Genomic DNA, 16,292 nt, shown 5'->3' with positions numbered 1-16,292 from the left:
ATGAATAACTCAATCAAACTCAAACGTAGACTGACTCAAACCCTCACTTACCTCTACTTGATTGGCCTATCAATCGTGATTATCTATCCACTTTTGATTACTATCATGTCAGCCTTTAAAGTAGGTAACGTCGCAGCCTTTAAACTCGATACCAACATCGACTTTAATTTTGATAACTTTAAAGGACTCTTTACTGAAACCTTATACGGCACTTGGTATCTCAATACCTTGATTATCGCCTTGATTACCATGGTTGTTCAAACAAGTATCATCGTACTTGCTGGTTATGCCTACAGCCGATACAACTTCTTGGCTCGTAAGCAAAGTTTGGTCTTCTTCTTGATCATTCAAATGGTGCCAACCATGGCCGCATTGACCGCCTTCTTCGTTATGGCGCTTATGTTGAACGCTCTTAACCATAGCTGGTTCCTCATCTTCCTCTACGTTGGTGGTGGTATTCCGATGAATGCTTGGCTCATGAAAGGTTACTTCGATACCGTGCCAATGTCTCTTGACGAATCTGCGAAACTAGATGGTGCAGGACACTTCCGTCGCTTCTGGCAAATCGTTCTCCCTCTTGTTCGCCCAATGGTAGCTGTACAAGCTCTTTGGGCCTTCATGGGACCTTTTGGGGATTATATCCTCTCTAGTTTCTTGCTTCGTGAGAAAGAATACTTTACTGTTGCCGTTGGTCTCCAAACCTTCGTTAGCAATGTGAAAAACATGAAGATTGCCTACTTCTCAGCAGGTGCTATCCTCATCGCCCTTCCAATCTGTATTCTCTTCTTCTTCCTACAAAAGAACTTTGTTTCAGGACTTACAAGTGGTGGCGACAAGGGATAATCTATCCCCGCCACCCTTTTTCATTTTGGAGCATGTTGCTACAGCTACAAGATTGGACACCCTTCTACAAATCTTATTGAAACTATCTTTCAATAAGGAATTGATTTGCTAGACTTGAAATAAAGCACATTTCTCTATATAATAATACTCATATAGAAAACACTTTTAGAAAGATGCCTATGCTTCCATATCCATTCTCGTATTTCTCTAGTATCTGGGGATTTCGTAAGCCCCTATCAAAACGTTTCGGACTCAACTGGTTTCAGCTTTTCTTTACTAGCATTTTCCTCATCAGTTTGTCCATGATTCCGATTGCCATTCAAAACAGCTCACAGGAAACGTATCCACTGGATACCTTTATCGACAATGTCTACACTCCACTGACAGATGAAGCCATCATGGACTTGTCAGAGAATACACAAATCGTAGATGGAAAGCTGAACTACTCAGGTACGAAGAATCAGCAACCTTCTCTTGTGATTGGCCCAAGCCAAAACAAAGAATTGCCAAAGGACTTGCAACTTCATTTTGATACGGAAGAACTCGTCATCAGTAAGGAAAGTAAGGAGCTGACTCGCATTCGCTACCACGCGATTCAAACGGAGAGTTTCCAGAGCAAGGAAGATCTAACCCAGGCCATTTCTAAAGATTGGTACCAACAAAATCGGGTCTATATCAGTCTCTTTCTCGTTCTTGGTGCAAGCTTTCTCTTTGGATTGAATTTCTTCATTGTCTCTCTTGGGGCTAGCTTTCTCCTTTATATCACCAAAAAATCACGCCTCTTTTCATTTAGGACCTTTAAAGAGTGCTATCATTTTATCTTGAACTGTTTAGGATTACCAACTCTGATTACGCTTATTTTGGGACTTTTTGGCCAAAATATGTCAACCCTTATCACTGTACAAAACATTCTTTTTGTTCTTTATCTGGTCACTATTTTTTACAAGACACATTTCCGTGATCCAGATTACCATAAATAGGAGATTTTTATGCCCGTGACGATTAAAGATGTGGCTAAGGCAGCAGGTGTCTCACCTTCAACTGTTACCCGCGTCATTCAAAATAAATCAACGATTAGTGATGAAACCAAAAAACGAGTTCGTAAGGCTATGAAGGAACTCAACTACCATCCCAACCTCAATGCTCGCAGTCTAGTTAGCAGCTATACTCAGGTTATCGGCCTGGTGCTTCCTGATGACTCGGATGCCTTTTACCAAAATCCTTTCTTCCCATCTGTCCTTCGTGGTATCGCCCAAGTCGCGTCTGAAAACCACTACGCTATTCAGATTGCAACAGGGAAAGATGAGAAAGAACGGCTCAATGCGATTTCTCAGATGGTTTATGGCAAGCGTGTTGACGGTTTGATTTTCCTCTACGCTGAAGAAGAAGACCCTCTGGTCAAGCTAGTAGCCGATGAGCAGTTCCCTTTCCTCATTCTCGGAAAATCTACTTCACCCTTTATCCCTCTTGTTGATAATGACAATGTACAAGCTGGCTTTGATGCGACAGAGTATTTCATCAAAAAAGGATGCAAACGAATTGCCTTTATCGGGGGTACAAAGCGACTCTTCGTAACGCAAGATCGTCTAACTGGCTATGAGTCCGCACTCAAACAACACCAACTTCCAATTGATACCAACTTAACCTACTTTGCGACCGAATTTCTAGAAGAAAAAGGTTATCAGTTCAGTGAACTCCTGTTCAATCACGATCCGCAGATTGATGCTATCATCACAACTGACAGCCTCCTAGCGGAAGGAGTTTGTGACTACATCAGCAAGCATCAGTTAAAGGTTCCTGTCTTGAGTTTCGACTCTGTCAATCCTCGACTTGACCTCGTAGCTTATGTCGATATCAATAGTCTAGAACTTGGGCGGACATCATTTGAGACGATTTTACAGATCATCAATGACGCAAAAAATAACAGACAAATCTGTTACCGCCAGTTGATTGCCCACAAAATTATCGAAAAATAAAGACCAGCCCCAAGGCTGGTCTTTTGAGTATTATTAATTGTCTGTTTCTACGAATCGTCCTAAGATATGGACATTTTCAGATACAGAGACAAAGGCTGTCGGATCAACCTGTTTCATGATGTGTTTAAAATCATTAAACTCTGCTCGTGTGATAACCGTAATCAAGACTGCTTTTCTCTCATGATTATAGGTTCCTTCTGCATCGTGGATCATGGTTGCTCCGCGGTGCAATTTTTTATGGATTTTTGCGATTACCTTGTTAGGATTATTGGTCACAATCATGGCCTGCATGCGTTTTTGCTTGGTAAAGACCGCATCCGTCACACGGCTAGATACAAAGATGGTAATCATAGAGTAGAGGGCGTATTTCCAACCAAAGGTCAATCCTGCTATCAGCATAATGGTCCCATTCACTAAGAAAGAAATACTGCCGACATTTCTCCCTGTTTTCTTTCGAATGGTGAGACTGACGATATCTGTACCTCCGCTAGAAATATTGTTACGGAGTGCAAAACCAATCCCCAAGCCCATGACAACACCCCCAAAAAGGGCATTGATAATGGGATCCTCTGTCAAGGTCACAACTGGTACAATCTGGATAAAGAGGGAACTCATGGATACTGTGATAAAAGTAAAGACCGTAAATTTATGTCCAATTTGATACCAAGCCAAAATCATTAACGGAAAATTAATAGCATAAAAGGTTAGCGATATCGGAATGTAAAACCCAAACCAGTGATTACTCAAGGCAGAGATAATCTGTGCCAGACCCGTCGCGCCGCTGGAGTAAACGTGTCCTGGTTGAAAAAAGAAATTGACTGCTACTGCTGACAAAAAGCCATAAACCAGAGAAGCCGAGACTTTCTCATCATATTTTTCCCGAGAGATACTTTGTAAAACTCGTAAGATTTTTATCTGATAAGCAAAGCGGCGCAGATAATAGCGCCACCGCTTAATTCGTTTTGCTTGTTTCATCTTCTTCTACTTGTAAGCTGAGTTCCTCTAGTTGTTTGAGAGCGACTGTTGATGGAGCTTGTGTCATTGGGTCGGTTGCCTTATTGTTCTTAGGAAAGGCAATGACTTCACGAATATTTTCTTCTCCTGCTAAGAGCATCACAAAACGGTCAAGTCCAATAGCCAAGCCACCGTGGGGTGGGAAACCATAGTCCATGGCTTCAAGAAGGAAGCCAAACTGGTCATTTGCTTCTTCAGCTGAGAAACCAAGAGCCTTAAACATGCGTTCTTGAAGGTCTTTTTGGTTGATACGAAGACTACCACCACCAAGCTCATAACCATTCAAGACGATATCGTAAGCAATGGCACGAACCTTAGCCAAATCACCTTCTAATTCGTGAGCGGTTTCTTCCTGTGGAAGAGTGAACGGATGGTGGGCACTCATGTAACGACCTTCTTCTTCAGACCATTCAAACATTGGCCAATCAACCACCCAAAGGAAGTTGAATTTATCGTTATCAATCAAGTCAAGCTCTTTGGCGATACGGCCACGAAGGGCGCCTAGTGTTGCATTGGCCACTTCAAGCGTATCCGCCACAAATAGAACCAAATCCTTGTCTTCAAGACCAAGTGCTGCAGTCAATTCTGTTTGGATACCAGTCAAGAATTTGGCAACTGGTCCGTTTAATTCTCCATCAACCACCTTGACCCAAGCAAGACCTTTGGCACCATATTGTTTGGCTACTTCAGTCATCTTGTCAATGTCTTTACGTGAGTAGTTATCTGCTGCTCCTTTGACTACAATGGCTTTAACAGCAGGTGCTTCTGAAAAGACTTTGAAATCAACACCTCTAACCACTTCTGTCAAGTCCTGAAGCAACATATCAAAACGAGTATCAGGCTTGTCAGAACCGTAAAGAGCCATCGCATCATCGTATTTCATACGAGGAAATGGAAGCGTCACGTCAATGCCTTTTGTTTCTTTCATCACGCGCGCAATCAAGCCTTCAGTGATATCTTGGATCTCTTGCTCCGTAAGGAAGGATGTTTCCAAGTCGACTTGGGTAAACTCAGGCTGACGGTCTCCACGCAAGTCTTCATCACGGAAACATTTGACGATTTGGTAATAGCGGTCGAAACCAGCATTCATCAAGAGCTGTTTAGTGATTTGTGGGCTCTGAGGAAGAGCGTAGAAATGCCCTTTATTGACACGAGATGGAACCAAATAGTCACGCGCACCTTCTGGCGTTGATTTAGAAAGGAATGGCGTCTCCACATCGATAAACTCCAACTCATCCAAGTAGTTACGGATAGAGTGAGTCACCTTAGCACGAAGTTTGAGATTTTCCAACATCTCTGGACGACGAAGGTCAAGGTAACGGTAACGCAAACGTGTATCGTCATTGGCCTCAATACCATCCTTAATCTCAAATGGTGTTGTTTTGGCTGTATTCAACACTGTCAAAGCTGTCACGTTCAACTCAACTGCACCCGTTGGCAACTTATCATTGGCTTGCTCACGCGCAGCAACTTGTCCAGTCACCTCGATGACAAATTCGCTACGAAGACTTTCAGCTGTTGCCATAACCTCTGCAGAAACTTTTTCAGGGTTGATAACCAACTGCATGATCCCTTCACGGTCACGAAGGTCGATAAAGATCAAACCACCCAAGTCACGACGACGGCCAACCCATCCTTTCAAGGTCATTTCTTGTCCGATGTGTTCCTCACGAACACGACCAGCATACATACTACGTTTCATGTTTTCTCTCCTCTTTTATTCTGTTACTATTTTACCATAAAAGCGCAGGCACTTCATGAAAATCAGCAGAAAAGTTTGATTGCCTTTAGAAATCAAAACGAACAGACAAAAAATCCGATGAAAACGTCATCGGATTCTCTGATTATGATTCTTAACCTTTTTTACGCTTTTCAGCAATCTCAGCTGCCTTTTTAGGTAGAACAATCTCCGTCGCATAAGCCGAAGCAAAGCGCATGATTCCTGCAATAGGTGCAAAAACCACTGCTAGATAGTTGTAAAAGAAGTCGCCTTTAAAGGCATAGGCAAGCCCCCCGATGATAAAGAAGAGAACGACTGCCTGTATCACTGCTAATAAAATTACTCGTTTCATGTGACCTCCTGACTCTATTATAGCATGAGTATCATCAAAAAGCCGATTAAATTATTCAAAGCGTGGAGAGAAATGCTGTAAAGAAGGCCTTTTCGGCTCACATAAGCAAGACCCAAACTCAATCCCAGACTAGCATAGACTAAAAACTGTTGCAAACTACCTGGAAAATGAATCAAGGCAAAAAGCACACTCGATACAAGGAGAAACAGAGCTGTCTGTTTGCTATTGTCCTGCTTAGGAAAGATATAGCGCGCCAAGATTCCTCTAAAGATGAGTTCTTCCGTCAGAGGAGCAAAGACAACGACAGTGAAGAAAGCAAAGATTGGTTGAGATAAGGTCAAATTGCTAGCGATTTGTTGGTTGCGTGATGGATCATTCGGAAGGAAGAATTGAATCCCGAGGTCAAGCAACCAAACAAAGGCAGGGAGCCAAATAAATCGGTTGAATCCTGTCTGTGAAATGCTGACAGGAACTTTCTTATACCATTTATAAATGAAATAAACATAGACTCCTGACAAGGCTGTATAAAGTAGTACAACAGAATATACAGAAGCTCCTAAAGCAAGCGAAGATACCGCTAAACTCTGAATAAAACCATACACAAAGACAAAAGATAGAAAAGCTAGCAGAAACCAGCCAAGGTTTTTAAGTAGTTTCATAAAAGACTCCTATTTGAAATAACGTTTTGTTTTTCGCAATTGTGCAACATTGGTATACAAATGGATGACAACTGCCACGAGCAGAGCAACCAACTGTACTTGTCCTAATACCATAGATAGAACTACTAGGACAACATAGATACCAGGAATGAGGATCTGATTGACCTTGAACAAGATCAAGTAAGCTTCTTCCATTTCAGCCTGTTTTTCTCCCTCATCATAAGTATCGAGGTATTCCAAAATCTCCTTAGGCGTCGCCGTAACAGAAAGTTTGTAGTTACGAATCTTGCTGGTGATTTTTAGACAGTAAGCACCCGCCCAGATACCTAAAACTATCAAAAGTAAGGATGCTGCTGATAGGCCTAAAGCTCCCAAATCTATAAGTAGGCAGGATAGCATACTAATTTGGCAAACATTCCAAGCTACTGTACCATAATCTAAGAAACGATACATAGCAAGGTAGTCTTGCTCATTTCCTTCATCCTCTTCCTCTCTTTGATAATTCTGATAAGCCTGATGGCTTTTTCTAGTGAAATAAAAGGTTAGAATCACCGTAAGCATCCCTAAACCAAGAAAGAATGATTTCAAGGCAACGACTACTTGCTCTTGACTGATACCTAAAGGATTAACACCAAGGAAACCAGCAAATATTGCTAATAAAACACTTGCAAGAAAAATCTTCAGTGCAAAAATGATTTGTTTCTTTTCCATATTTCAACCTCTTTCTAAAATAAGCCAGACAACCATTGACCAAAAGCTTTACCTGATTCGAAGATAGCGGTTAAGCCTTCTGTTCCAAGTGATACCAAAATCAAACAAACAGCAAGTAAGAGAATAGCTTGGTTTCTAGCTTTTTTTGCTCCATCCCCCAAGGGTTCATTGCCAAGCCAACCTGCTAGATAAGCATAGGCTGTAACTGTTAAAATACCAATCTCTGTAGAAGAGAGAAACAACAAGACTGTCACCAAACGAACGATATTGGCTTGAATGTTAAAATAATTTGCTAAACCTGCACAAACACCGGCAAGTTCTTTGTGTTCAGTATCGACTTGAAAACCCGCTAAAAACTCTTTCATAACTTTTCTCCTTTTACGATCTCTTTAAACTTTATCTTTCTCTCTACCCATCTAAAGACTAATAGTAAAACTATGTTAATCCAGAAGAGGTACTTACTTTCAACAATTGTAAACCAACCAAATAGGCTTCCAATCATAACAAAGATATTTGCAATAAACACAAGAATACTAAGATAATAAATCACTTTATACTTGTTCATCACTCATCCTCCTCTAAGCGAAAGACCGATTCGACTGGCTCATGGAATATCTGAGCAATCTTCAGGGCAATGACGATGGATGGGGTGTACTCATCCCGTTCTAGCAAACTGATGGTTTGCCTGGACACGCCAGCTAGTTTGGCAAGTTCGGTTTGATTGAGACCATCGCGAGCTCGAAGCTCTTTTAAACGATTTTTAAGCATTCCTTTCTCCTTTTCTCTTAACTTGCTTACATTGTAATACATCTTTTTCTTTTTGACAAGTATATTTGTCAAAAAGTTTATGATTTTTGTCATTTTGTAAAAGAAAAAGGTCAGGAGTAAGGTCCTGACCAGTTTTAAATACTATTAAAAGCCTAATTTTTCAAAGATTTCTGAGAAGTTTTGGCTGATAGCATCAAGTGACACTTGAACTTCTTCTCGAGTTTGGTTGTTCTTAACTGTCACTTGTCCGCTTTCGACTTCGCTCTCTCCGAGAGTGATGAGGGTCTTAGCCGCAAAGACATCGGCTGACTTGAACTGAGCTTTGAGTTTACGGTTGAGGTAATCACGTTCTGCTTTGAATCCTTGTTGGCGAAGGGCTTGTACCAATTCCAAGGCCTTAACATTTGCTCCTTCACCCAAGACTGCAATATAGATATCTAGAGCATTTTCGATAGGGAGAGTCACACCTTGCTTTTCAAGGATGAGAAGCAGGCGCTCTACACCAAGTCCAAAACCAAATCCAGCAGTCTCAGGGCCACCAAAGTAGGCAACCAAGCCATCGTAGCGACCACCTGCACAGACGGTCAAGTTATTGCCCTCGATTTCTGTGATGAACTCGAAAATCGTGTGGTTGTAGTAGTCCAGTCCACGCACCATATTGGTATCGATGATGTAATCTACTCCAAGATTTTCCAACATCTGACGCACAACATCAAAGTGAGCTTGACTTTCTTCATCAAGGAAGTCCAAGATAGACGGAGCATTCTCCACTGCCTCCTTGTCTTCTTTTTCCTTAGAGTCCAAGACACGGAGAGGATTTTCCTCCAAGCGACGTTGGCTATCCTTAGACAAGGTCTCCTTGAGCGGTGTCAAATAGTCAATCAAGGCTTGACGGTAAGCCGCACGGCTCTCAGGATTTCCAAGAGTGTTGAGGTGTAGTTTGACACCTTGGATGCCGATTTCTTTCAAGAAATGAGCTGCCATAGCGATTGTTTCCACATCGGTAGCTGGATTGCTAGAGCCAAAACACTCAACACCAATCTGGTGGAACTGACGCAAACGACCTGCCTGTGGACGCTCATAACGGAACATAGGGCCCATGTAATAGAACTTACTTGGCTTTTGCACTTCTGGTGCGAAGAGTTTATTTTCCACATAGGAACGGACAACGGGCGCAGTTCCTTCTGGACGGAGGGTGATATGGCGGTCACCCTTATCATAGAAATCGTACATTTCCTTGGTTACGATATCCGTTGTATCCCCGACAGAACGGCTGATGACCTCGTAATGCTCAAAAATAGGCGTACGCACTTCTGCATAGTTATAGCGCTTGAAAATCTCACGGGCAAAGCCCTCAACGTACTGCCACTTAGCAGACTCAGCAGGTAAAATATCCTGCGTTCCTTTTGGTTTTTGTAATTTCATAAGGAATCCTCTTTAAACTTAATAGTCTTATTTTACCATAAATAGAGGGATTAAAACAGTGAGAGTAGAAAATCTCAAGAGAGTCTTTTCAGAAAATTCATCAAAAACTTGCCAAATTGTCAGAATTATGAGAAAATAGAGGATATTTATCAGGTGGAGGGACTGTTATGAGAGACGATATCAAAATCAATGACCGCGCTTTGGCCTTACAAGACCAAATTATCGAAAAACTAGAGAAGGTTTTTGATACAGATGTGGAATTGGATGTTTACAATCTAGGGTTGATTTATGAAATCAATCTAGATGAAACGGGTCTCTGCAAGATTGTCATGACTTTCACTGATACTGCCTGCGATTGTGCCGAAAGCTTGCCTATCGAAATCGTCGCAGGTCTCAAACAAATCGAGGGTATCGAAGATGTCAAGGTTGAAGTTACCTGGTCGCCTGCCTGGAAGATCACACGAATCAGTCGCTACGGCCGTATTGCCCTTGGACTGCCACCTCGTTAAGCAGGCAAATCACTTTTGAAGATAAAAAGAAGCAAGCCGAAGATGGCTTGCTTTTTGATACTCAATGAAAATCAAAGAGCAAACTAGGAAACTAGCCGCAGGCTGTACTTGAGTACGGCAAGGCGACGTTGACGTGGTTTGAATTTGATTTTCGAAGAGTCTGAGTTTATTTTTTACCTGACTTGTCCATATTCCAGAAGTCTGTCACGGCTCCGCGAGAAGCGGATGATACGATATGGGCATATTTACCGAGAACACCACGGCTGTAAAGTGGTGGCAAGGTTGTTTCTGCCTTACGTTTTTCAAGTTCTTCTTCCGATACGGCCATGGAAATTTCTTTGGTATCTTGGTCAACCGTAACGATATCGCCTGTACGGAGGTAGGCAATCGGTCCACCATCCTGAGCTTCAGGAGCGATATGTCCGACAACCAGACCATATGTACCACCAGAGAAACGACCATCCGTCAAGAGGGCAACCTTGTCTCCTTGACCTTTACCAACGATCATGGATGAAAGGGACAGCATCTCAGGCATACCAGGACCACCCTTAGGTCCAACAAAACGAACAACGACAACATCGCCATCAACGATTTCATCTGTCAGAACGGCCTGAATCGCATCTTCTTCTGAGTCAAAGACCTTAGCAGGTCCAACGTGACGACGCACTTTCACACCTGATACCTTGGCAACCGCACCGTCAGGGGCAAGGTTCCCGTTCAAGATGATAAGCGGACCATCTGCACGTTTTGGATTTTCAAGTGGCATAATGACTTTTTGGCCTGGTGTAAGGTCTGCAAAGTCAGCCAAGTTTTCAGCGACTGTCTTACCAGTACATGTGATACGGTCGCCATGAAGGAAGCCATTCACCAAGAGATATTTCATAACCGCTGGAACCCCACCGACTTCGTAGAGGTCTTGGAAGACATACTGACCAGATGGTTTCAAGTCAGCCAAGTGAGGCACACGCTCTTGGATTGTATTGAAGTCCTCAAGTGACAAGTCAACATTAGCCGCATGGGCAATGGCAAGCAAGTGAAGAGTGGCATTGGTTGACCCACCAAGAGCCATGGTTACTGTAATAGCATCTTCAAAGGCTTCACGAGTCAAGATATCTGATGGTTTGAGACCAAGCTCCAGCATCTTAACAACAGCACGTCCTGCTGCTTCGATGTCTTCTTTCTTGTCAGCTGATTCAGCTGGGTGAGATGAAGATCCTGGCAAACTCATACCGAGAACTTCGATAGCAGTCGCCATGGTGTTAGCTGTATACATACCACCACAGCCACCAGGACCCGGGCAGGCATTACATTCAAGACGCTTCACGTCCTCAGCTGTCATGTCACCGTGGTTCCATTTTCCGATTCCCTCAAAGACAGAAACCAAGTCAATGTCTTTGCCATCAAGATTTCCCGGTGCAATGGTTCCACCATAGGCGAAAATAGCTGGAATATCCATATTGGCAATGGCTATCATAGAACCAGGCATGTTCTTGTCACAGCCACCGATAGCGACAAAGGCATCCACGTTGTGACCACCCATCGCTGCCTCGATGGAGTCCGCAATGATGTCACGAGATGTTAGAGAGAAACGCATACCAGGCGTTCCCATGGCAATCCCGTCCGCTACGGTAATGGTTCCAAACTGTACCGGCCAAGCGCCTGCTGATTTGACACCTTCTTTCGCCAATTTCCCGAAATCATGCAAGTGAATGTTACATGGTGTATTTTCCGCCCAAGTCGAAATCACTCCCACAATCGGTGTTTCAAAGTCCTTATCTGTCATACCAGTCGCACGAAGCATAGCACGGTTTGGTGATTTAACCATGCTGTCATAAATGCTACTGCGGTGACGTTTATCTAATTCAGTCATCTTATCCCTCCCATTTCAGTTTTTACTATTATAGCACATTTTAAAGGCAATGAACAGAAGAAAATTCTTGAATTTTCAGAAAATTCTATACAGTAATATTTTCTTTAATAATGTTACATTTATTTCTTGACTTTATAAATTAAAGTGATATCATTTAGATATCATATAACAGGAGGTCATTCTTATGACTGAAAAACTAATCAATTCAAAACCAAATGGTGTAGTAGCCTTGATACTTATCGAGTTGGCACTCGTACTTGGCATTTTTATATTTGTAATCGGTGCTGGTTCAGAAAATATTTTTGGAATTATTATCGGTCTTTTATTAATCTTAATTTCAGTTCTAGCTCATGCTGGTTTAAAAGTTGTCAAACCTCAGGAAGCTCTGGTTTTGACCCTCTTTGGTAATTATACAGGTACCATCAAAGAACCTGGTTTTTACTTTGTCAATCCTTTTAGCATAGCAGTCAACCCTGCAAACCACACTCGACTTGGTCAAAGTGGTGATGTTAGCACAAAATCTCCTTTTTCAGGAATGAAATCATCAAATGGCAATGATGTAAACCTTGAAATTGGCAAGAAACAGATTTCTCTCAAAGTTATGACCTTGAGCAATTCTCGCCAAAAAATCAATGATTGTCTAGGAAATCCCGTAGAAATCGGTATCGCGGTAACTTGGAGAGTTGTCGATACCGCTAAGGCAGTCTTCAACGTTGATAACTATAAAGAATATCTCTCATTGCAGTGTGATAGCGCCCTTCGTAATATTGTCCGCATCTATCCTTACGATGTGTCTCCTAATGTAGATACTACAGGGGATGGACAAGCAGATGAAGGTAGTCTCCGCGGTTCTAGTGAGATTGTAGCTAAACGTATTCGTGAAGAAATCCAAAGTCGTGTTGAGGATGCTGGCTTGGAAATCCTTGAAGCCCGAATCACTTACCTAGCTTATGCGCCAGAAATTGCTGCTGTCATGCTTCAACGTCAACAAGCATCTGCTATTATCGATGCACGTAAGATGATTGTAGACGGCGCTGTAGGAATGGTTGAAATGGCCCTAGAACGTCTCAATGAAGGGGAATTGGTAGAGCTTGACGAAGAACGAAAAGCTGCCATGGTTTCAAATCTCTTAGTCGTTCTCTGTGGCAATCATGATGCACAACCAATTGTCAACGCAGGAAGTCTTTACTAAAGATGGCTGAAGCTAAAAAAAAGCAGATCCCCCTTCGACTCTCAACAAAGTTATACGCTGCACTCGCATCATGGGCAGAAGACGACTTTCGTTCAGTCAATGGGCAAATCGAATATCTCCTCACAGAATGTGTCAAACAACGGAAGAAAGACGGAAAATACGTATCAGAAACCATTGACGAACCATTTGAGATTGATATTTAACACCTTCTCCTGTCTGCTGGGTCAGACGGGAGAATTTTTTCATCTTTTTTTGTCAAGTAACTTTACTTTACAAAAAAGTTTTGATATACTATTAAAGTTGATGAAAATCAAACCTAACTGAATTATATCTTAAAAGGAGAAATCAAAATGGCAGTACCTGCACGTCGCACTTCAAAAGCGAAGAAAAACAAACGTCGTACACACTACAAAGTAACAGCTCCATCTGTAAACTTTGACGAAACTACTGGAGATTACTCACGTTCTCACCGCGTATCACTTAAAGGATACTACAAAGGACGTAAAATCGCTAAAGCTGCATCAGCTGAATAATAGAAGGGAGATACCATGCGCGTAAATATCACACTTGAACACAAAGAATCTGGTGAACGCTTGTACCTTACTTCTAAAAACAAACGTAACACTCCAGACCGTCTTCAATTGAAGAAATACTCACCAAAACTTCGCAAACACGTTGTGTTTACAGAGGTTAAATAGTGGGTCATTACGTTTCAGTAGAAACGCAAAAACCTTGATTTAACGCGATTCTTGAATTTTCAAAATTCAATGTATTGCAATAAAAATCAACCGAATGACTACATTTTTGACTACATTTTTTGTGAAATAAATTAGATGTTCGGATATATAGAAAACGCTCTAGTCATATTGTCTAGAGCGTTTTTGTATTTTATAATCTATTCAATCTTTGCTTTCCAATCATCAATGTTCAACGAACCATCATATAAATCATAAGCAATTGAGATTAATGTGATTTTTGAAGCAATATTCTCTATCTTCATAATTCATTTTATCTTATTATTAAATCTTCTATTTTTATCAAAATTGATATTTCAATTTCAACATAGTTCATATCGATTTTTAAATCTCTTTTTGTTTATTATCAAAAACTTTTTTTGAATCAATGATTTTTTGGTAAAAATCATATTCAATCTCTGTAAAGTGACAGAATACTTCAGCACATTCAATTAAAATAGGATTTAGTTTTTCTCTTGGGGGAAATCCAACTGAAAATTTAATTTTGTCTCTTTTTTCAAAACGTTCGGCCCAAAAGGCTTCATGAAATGCGACTTCAGACAAATGAACATAGCCAGATGATTTATTGTATATTTCTTCAATCTCAGGATAATACTCCGATATCCTTTTCTTAAGATTGAAATCAGTCATCTTTCTGTTTTGATTATCTCTCATATTTCTAATAGCTTTACCACTTAAACTCTCTTTAATAAAGGTTCTTCTATCTTCTGATATAAAAGCAGCGAAGACTCTCATAAGGTTATCAAGTTGTGTTCGTACTAAAATTCCTACACAAGCCAGATTTCTCATTCTTAGTAAATCTATTATTCCATCAATATGTTGAACCCGTCTGTTAAGTGCAGAAATAAAAAACAAATCATCTTCAGTTAGATTTTCACCAATAATACCTTCAGCTATTGTCTTTGATTCTTCACGATATTCTCTTAATTTATTAAAATATGTCTCTATTTCATTGAAATATTCATCATTTGTCATTACATTTCCTCCTGATCTATCTTTCTAATATTGACTCAATCATTGGTTCAATCCCATTTTCAATCAAGTTATCTATCTTACGCTGAGCAGAAAAGCGCCCAACTTCATAAGCTACATAGTGTAAAATCTGAGCAGCCACTTCTTTAACATTGAATGAAAATTGTTCCTTTAGAACTCTATAAGAAAGGGTAGCAAAAGAGTCTGCATCTTCAAATCGTTTCAAATATTGCTCATAGTTAGAATGAATCGTCTGAATGATATAAATCGCATGGGTATCATCTAACTTCATAAAGATCATTAAGCTTTCAATAAAAACATTACTTTTTTTTATACATGCTTGACATAACTCTCTTGCTGGCATTTCATAGATATAGTTTTCTATGTCGTCATCAAAAACACCGTTGCTAATTTTTTCCCATATTGTCTTCTTAAAAGCATCGTCGCTTCTAATTCTCAACCATGCATTTAATGCACTCAACATTTCAGTAGCATCTTGATACCTATAATCAGGTTCTAAATTCGTAGCTTTTTCACTAACAGAACGAAGTGAATGAGAAGAAATATTAGGATACTTAGTCATAACAAAATTAATAATACGTCCCAGCGAATACACATCGCTTCGTTTATCGGCATCTTTTAAAAGCATTAATTGCTCTGGTGCGCAATAAAAGAGTTGACCAAAGGAAGTTGTGTCCATTGTTTGATGAGATGTCAGAGTGTTTAGGTTTTTTCCTAAACCAAAATCAGCAATCTTAATTATCCCATTCACTAAAAAAACATTGGTCGGACTTAAGTCTCTATGTAGAACATCTCTTTGGTGGACAAGAGACATAGTATAAAGTATTTGACGCAATATATTGAGTTTAGAATCCTCTGTCAGCTCACTTGCTTCAATATAATTTCCCAATGTATCATCGGCTTTTTCCATTGTGTATGAACAATTACTACTATCGAAATCAAATACTCGAATAATACTCTCAATATCCGAACAAGACTTAGTTATTTCATACTCTCTTTTTAACCTACTTCTCAACGATTGTCGTCTCACAGATTCCTCATTTAGTTTTTTTACAACTAATCCTGTAGATTTTTGGAAATAAATATCAGCAAAGCCACCCTTTCCAATCTCAACTAAATCTAAATCAATTTCTACTAAATAAAATTCATTTCCTTTTCTTGAGAGTTTTAAAGAATAAACAGAACAAATTTTATCTAATTCATTTATTATTTTCTGCTGATGCTCTATAGCGTCCACTTCACTTATCTGACGCTCTGTTAAAAGATATTGTTTGCTGAGTATAAGGCTGAAAAATGAATTGATAATGCCTCTAGATGAAAAGTCCAACAGCTTGTCATTCACATATATCCATCTTGTAGGAAAACCCTGACCATAACTATCTTGAGTATGGAAATGGGTATTAAAAAAAGAAACTAGCTGAGGTCCTGATTTATAAGTAAACAGCTCTGTCTCATCTCCACAGAATATCTTTGCTAGTCTTTTGTAAAAATCTGGATTGATCAAT

Annotated in this window: 19 protein-coding genes and 1 pseudogene; 8 read left to right on the top strand and 12 right to left on the bottom strand. The window is 40.4% G+C overall.

The window, feature by feature from the left end; translation table 11 throughout:
* The 3 genes from NML69_RS08340 to NML69_RS08330 all read left to right on the top strand — a co-directional run bounded on the left by NML69_RS08340 (nt 1) and on the right by NML69_RS08330 (nt 2,819).
* Nucleotides 1-843, top strand: a complete 843-nt coding sequence (locus NML69_RS08340) for a sugar ABC transporter permease (RefSeq protein WP_254726309.1) — start codon at nt 1-3, stop codon at nt 841-843.
* A 179-nt stretch (nt 844-1,022) separates the two neighbouring features.
* The gene (locus tag NML69_RS08335; RefSeq protein ID WP_254726307.1) at nt 1,023-1,823 is read left to right on the top strand and encodes a DUF1189 domain-containing protein; all 801 of its coding nucleotides are present in this window, start codon (nt 1,023-1,025) and stop codon (nt 1,821-1,823) included.
* 9 nt (nt 1,824-1,832) lie between these two features.
* Complete coding sequence (locus NML69_RS08330; protein ID WP_198458954.1) at nt 1,833-2,819, top strand: LacI family DNA-binding transcriptional regulator; 987 nt, start codon at nt 1,833-1,835, stop codon at nt 2,817-2,819.
* A gap of 33 nt (nt 2,820-2,852) precedes the next feature.
* Here the strand turns inward: NML69_RS08330 and NML69_RS08325 are convergent, their stop codons facing one another.
* The 9 genes from NML69_RS08325 to hisS form a co-directional block, all read right to left on the bottom strand.
* A complete protein-coding gene (locus NML69_RS08325) occupies nt 2,853-3,794 on the bottom strand; it encodes a YitT family protein (RefSeq protein WP_198458955.1) in 942 nt (313 codons plus the stop codon).
* A complete protein-coding gene (gene aspS, locus NML69_RS08320; protein ID WP_254726305.1) occupies nt 3,772-5,535 on the bottom strand; it encodes an aspartate--tRNA ligase in 1,764 nt (587 codons plus the stop codon). The genes NML69_RS08325 and aspS overlap by 23 nt, the downstream gene beginning before the upstream one ends.
* A gap of 151 nt (nt 5,536-5,686) precedes the next feature.
* Nucleotides 5,687-5,905: a hypothetical protein gene (locus tag NML69_RS08315; protein WP_254726303.1), complete on the bottom strand. Its 219-nt coding sequence runs from the start codon at nt 5,903-5,905 to the stop codon at nt 5,687-5,689.
* A 17-nt stretch (nt 5,906-5,922) separates the two neighbouring features.
* Nucleotides 5,923-6,564, bottom strand: coding sequence for a CPBP family intramembrane glutamic endopeptidase (locus NML69_RS08310; protein WP_254726301.1), 642 nt, complete (start codon nt 6,562-6,564; stop codon nt 5,923-5,925).
* A 9-nt stretch (nt 6,565-6,573) separates the two neighbouring features.
* A complete protein-coding gene (locus tag NML69_RS08305) occupies nt 6,574-7,275 on the bottom strand; it encodes a DUF3169 family protein (protein WP_254726299.1) in 702 nt (233 codons plus the stop codon).
* Nucleotides 7,276-7,289: 14 nt separating this feature from the next.
* Entirely contained in the window at nt 7,290-7,640 is a 351-nt protein-coding gene (locus NML69_RS08300; RefSeq protein WP_042901956.1) for a PspC domain-containing protein, read from the bottom strand.
* On the bottom strand, nt 7,637-7,840 hold the full coding sequence (locus tag NML69_RS08295) for a hypothetical protein (RefSeq protein WP_042901955.1): 204 nt from the start codon (nt 7,838-7,840) through the stop codon (nt 7,637-7,639). Before NML69_RS08295 ends, NML69_RS08300 begins: the two co-directional genes overlap by 4 nt.
* Complete coding sequence (locus NML69_RS08290) at nt 7,840-8,043, bottom strand: helix-turn-helix transcriptional regulator (RefSeq protein ID WP_000916944.1); 204 nt, start codon at nt 8,041-8,043, stop codon at nt 7,840-7,842. The genes NML69_RS08295 and NML69_RS08290 overlap by 1 nt, the downstream gene beginning before the upstream one ends.
* Before the next feature lie 144 nt (nt 8,044-8,187).
* Nucleotides 8,188-9,468, bottom strand: a complete 1,281-nt coding sequence (gene hisS / locus NML69_RS08285) for a histidine--tRNA ligase (protein WP_042901954.1) — start codon at nt 9,466-9,468, stop codon at nt 8,188-8,190.
* A 167-nt stretch (nt 9,469-9,635) separates the two neighbouring features.
* Between hisS and NML69_RS08280 the strand changes: the two genes are divergently transcribed.
* Nucleotides 9,636-9,977, top strand: coding sequence for a metal-sulfur cluster assembly factor (locus NML69_RS08280; protein ID WP_001204052.1), 342 nt, complete (start codon nt 9,636-9,638; stop codon nt 9,975-9,977).
* Between the two features lie 83 nt (nt 9,978-10,060).
* Here the strand turns inward: NML69_RS08280 and ilvD are convergent.
* Nucleotides 10,061-11,847: pseudogene (ilvD, locus tag NML69_RS08275) on the bottom strand (dihydroxy-acid dehydratase).
* A 184-nt stretch (nt 11,848-12,031) separates the two neighbouring features.
* Here ilvD and NML69_RS08270 point away from each other — a divergent pair.
* From NML69_RS08270 to rpmG, 4 genes are all read left to right on the top strand, one after another.
* Nucleotides 12,032-13,039, top strand: coding sequence for an SPFH domain-containing protein (locus tag NML69_RS08270; RefSeq protein WP_254726297.1), 1,008 nt, complete (start codon nt 12,032-12,034; stop codon nt 13,037-13,039).
* Nucleotides 13,040-13,041: 2 nt separating this feature from the next.
* On the top strand, nt 13,042-13,242 hold the full coding sequence (locus NML69_RS08265; protein ID WP_000796544.1) for a PTS ascorbate transporter subunit IIC: 201 nt from the start codon (nt 13,042-13,044) through the stop codon (nt 13,240-13,242).
* Nucleotides 13,243-13,389: 147 nt separating this feature from the next.
* A complete protein-coding gene (gene rpmF, locus NML69_RS08260) occupies nt 13,390-13,572 on the top strand; it encodes a 50S ribosomal protein L32 (RefSeq protein ID WP_000290417.1) in 183 nt (60 codons plus the stop codon).
* Between the two features lie 15 nt (nt 13,573-13,587).
* Nucleotides 13,588-13,737 carry a 50S ribosomal protein L33 gene (gene rpmG, locus NML69_RS08255; RefSeq protein ID WP_001265622.1) on the top strand — a complete coding sequence of 50 codons (150 nt, stop codon included), beginning with the start codon at nt 13,588-13,590 and terminating at the stop codon, nt 13,735-13,737.
* Nucleotides 13,738-14,118: 381 nt separating this feature from the next.
* Here the strand turns inward: rpmG and NML69_RS08250 are convergent, their stop codons facing one another.
* Nucleotides 14,119-14,769: a hypothetical protein gene (locus NML69_RS08250; RefSeq protein ID WP_198458964.1), complete on the bottom strand. Its 651-nt coding sequence runs from the start codon at nt 14,767-14,769 to the stop codon at nt 14,119-14,121.
* 16 nt (nt 14,770-14,785) lie between these two features.
* Entirely contained in the window at nt 14,786-16,291 is a 1,506-nt protein-coding gene (locus NML69_RS08245) for a serine/threonine-protein kinase (protein ID WP_198458965.1), read from the bottom strand.
* Nucleotide 16,292: the final 1 nt, after the last annotated feature.

This window comes from Streptococcus sp. CF8-6, from assembly GCF_024295845.1.
Lineage (GTDB): Bacteria > Bacillota > Bacilli > Lactobacillales > Streptococcaceae > Streptococcus > Streptococcus oralis_BO.
The sequence above is the reverse complement of the archived record's forward strand: the minus strand, read 5'-3'. Positions and strand labels throughout refer to the sequence as shown.

Bases quoted from the DNA above. Each gene is read 5' to 3' on its own strand.
- NML69_RS08340 (WP_254726309.1), top strand. From the start codon at position 1: ATGAATAACTCAATCAAACTCAAACGTAGACTGACTCAAACCCTCACT.
- NML69_RS08335 (WP_254726307.1), top strand. From the start codon at position 1,023: ATGCTTCCATATCCATTCTCGTATTTCTCTAGTATCTGGGGATTTCGT.
- NML69_RS08330 (WP_198458954.1), top strand. From the start codon at position 1,833: ATGCCCGTGACGATTAAAGATGTGGCTAAGGCAGCAGGTGTCTCACCT.
- NML69_RS08325 (WP_198458955.1), bottom strand. From the start codon at position 3,794: ATGAAACAAGCAAAACGAATTAAGCGGTGGCGCTATTATCTGCGCCGC.
- aspS (WP_254726305.1), bottom strand. From the start codon at position 5,535: ATGAAACGTAGTATGTATGCTGGTCGTGTTCGTGAGGAACACATCGGA.
- NML69_RS08315 (WP_254726303.1), bottom strand. From the start codon at position 5,905: ATGAAACGAGTAATTTTATTAGCAGTGATACAGGCAGTCGTTCTCTTC.
- NML69_RS08310 (WP_254726301.1), bottom strand. From the start codon at position 6,564: ATGAAACTACTTAAAAACCTTGGCTGGTTTCTGCTAGCTTTTCTATCT.
- NML69_RS08305 (WP_254726299.1), bottom strand. From the start codon at position 7,275: ATGGAAAAGAAACAAATCATTTTTGCACTGAAGATTTTTCTTGCAAGT.
- NML69_RS08300 (WP_042901956.1), bottom strand. From the start codon at position 7,640: ATGAAAGAGTTTTTAGCGGGTTTTCAAGTCGATACTGAACACAAAGAA.
- NML69_RS08295 (WP_042901955.1), bottom strand. From the start codon at position 7,840: ATGAACAAGTATAAAGTGATTTATTATCTTAGTATTCTTGTGTTTATT.
- NML69_RS08290 (WP_000916944.1), bottom strand. From the start codon at position 8,043: ATGCTTAAAAATCGTTTAAAAGAGCTTCGAGCTCGCGATGGTCTCAAT.
- hisS (WP_042901954.1), bottom strand. From the start codon at position 9,468: ATGAAATTACAAAAACCAAAAGGAACGCAGGATATTTTACCTGCTGAG.
- NML69_RS08280 (WP_001204052.1), top strand. From the start codon at position 9,636: ATGAGAGACGATATCAAAATCAATGACCGCGCTTTGGCCTTACAAGAC.
- NML69_RS08270 (WP_254726297.1), top strand. From the start codon at position 12,032: ATGACTGAAAAACTAATCAATTCAAAACCAAATGGTGTAGTAGCCTTG.
- NML69_RS08265 (WP_000796544.1), top strand. From the start codon at position 13,042: ATGGCTGAAGCTAAAAAAAAGCAGATCCCCCTTCGACTCTCAACAAAG.
- rpmF (WP_000290417.1), top strand. From the start codon at position 13,390: ATGGCAGTACCTGCACGTCGCACTTCAAAAGCGAAGAAAAACAAACGT.
- rpmG (WP_001265622.1), top strand. From the start codon at position 13,588: ATGCGCGTAAATATCACACTTGAACACAAAGAATCTGGTGAACGCTTG.
- NML69_RS08250 (WP_198458964.1), bottom strand. From the start codon at position 14,769: ATGACAAATGATGAATATTTCAATGAAATAGAGACATATTTTAATAAA.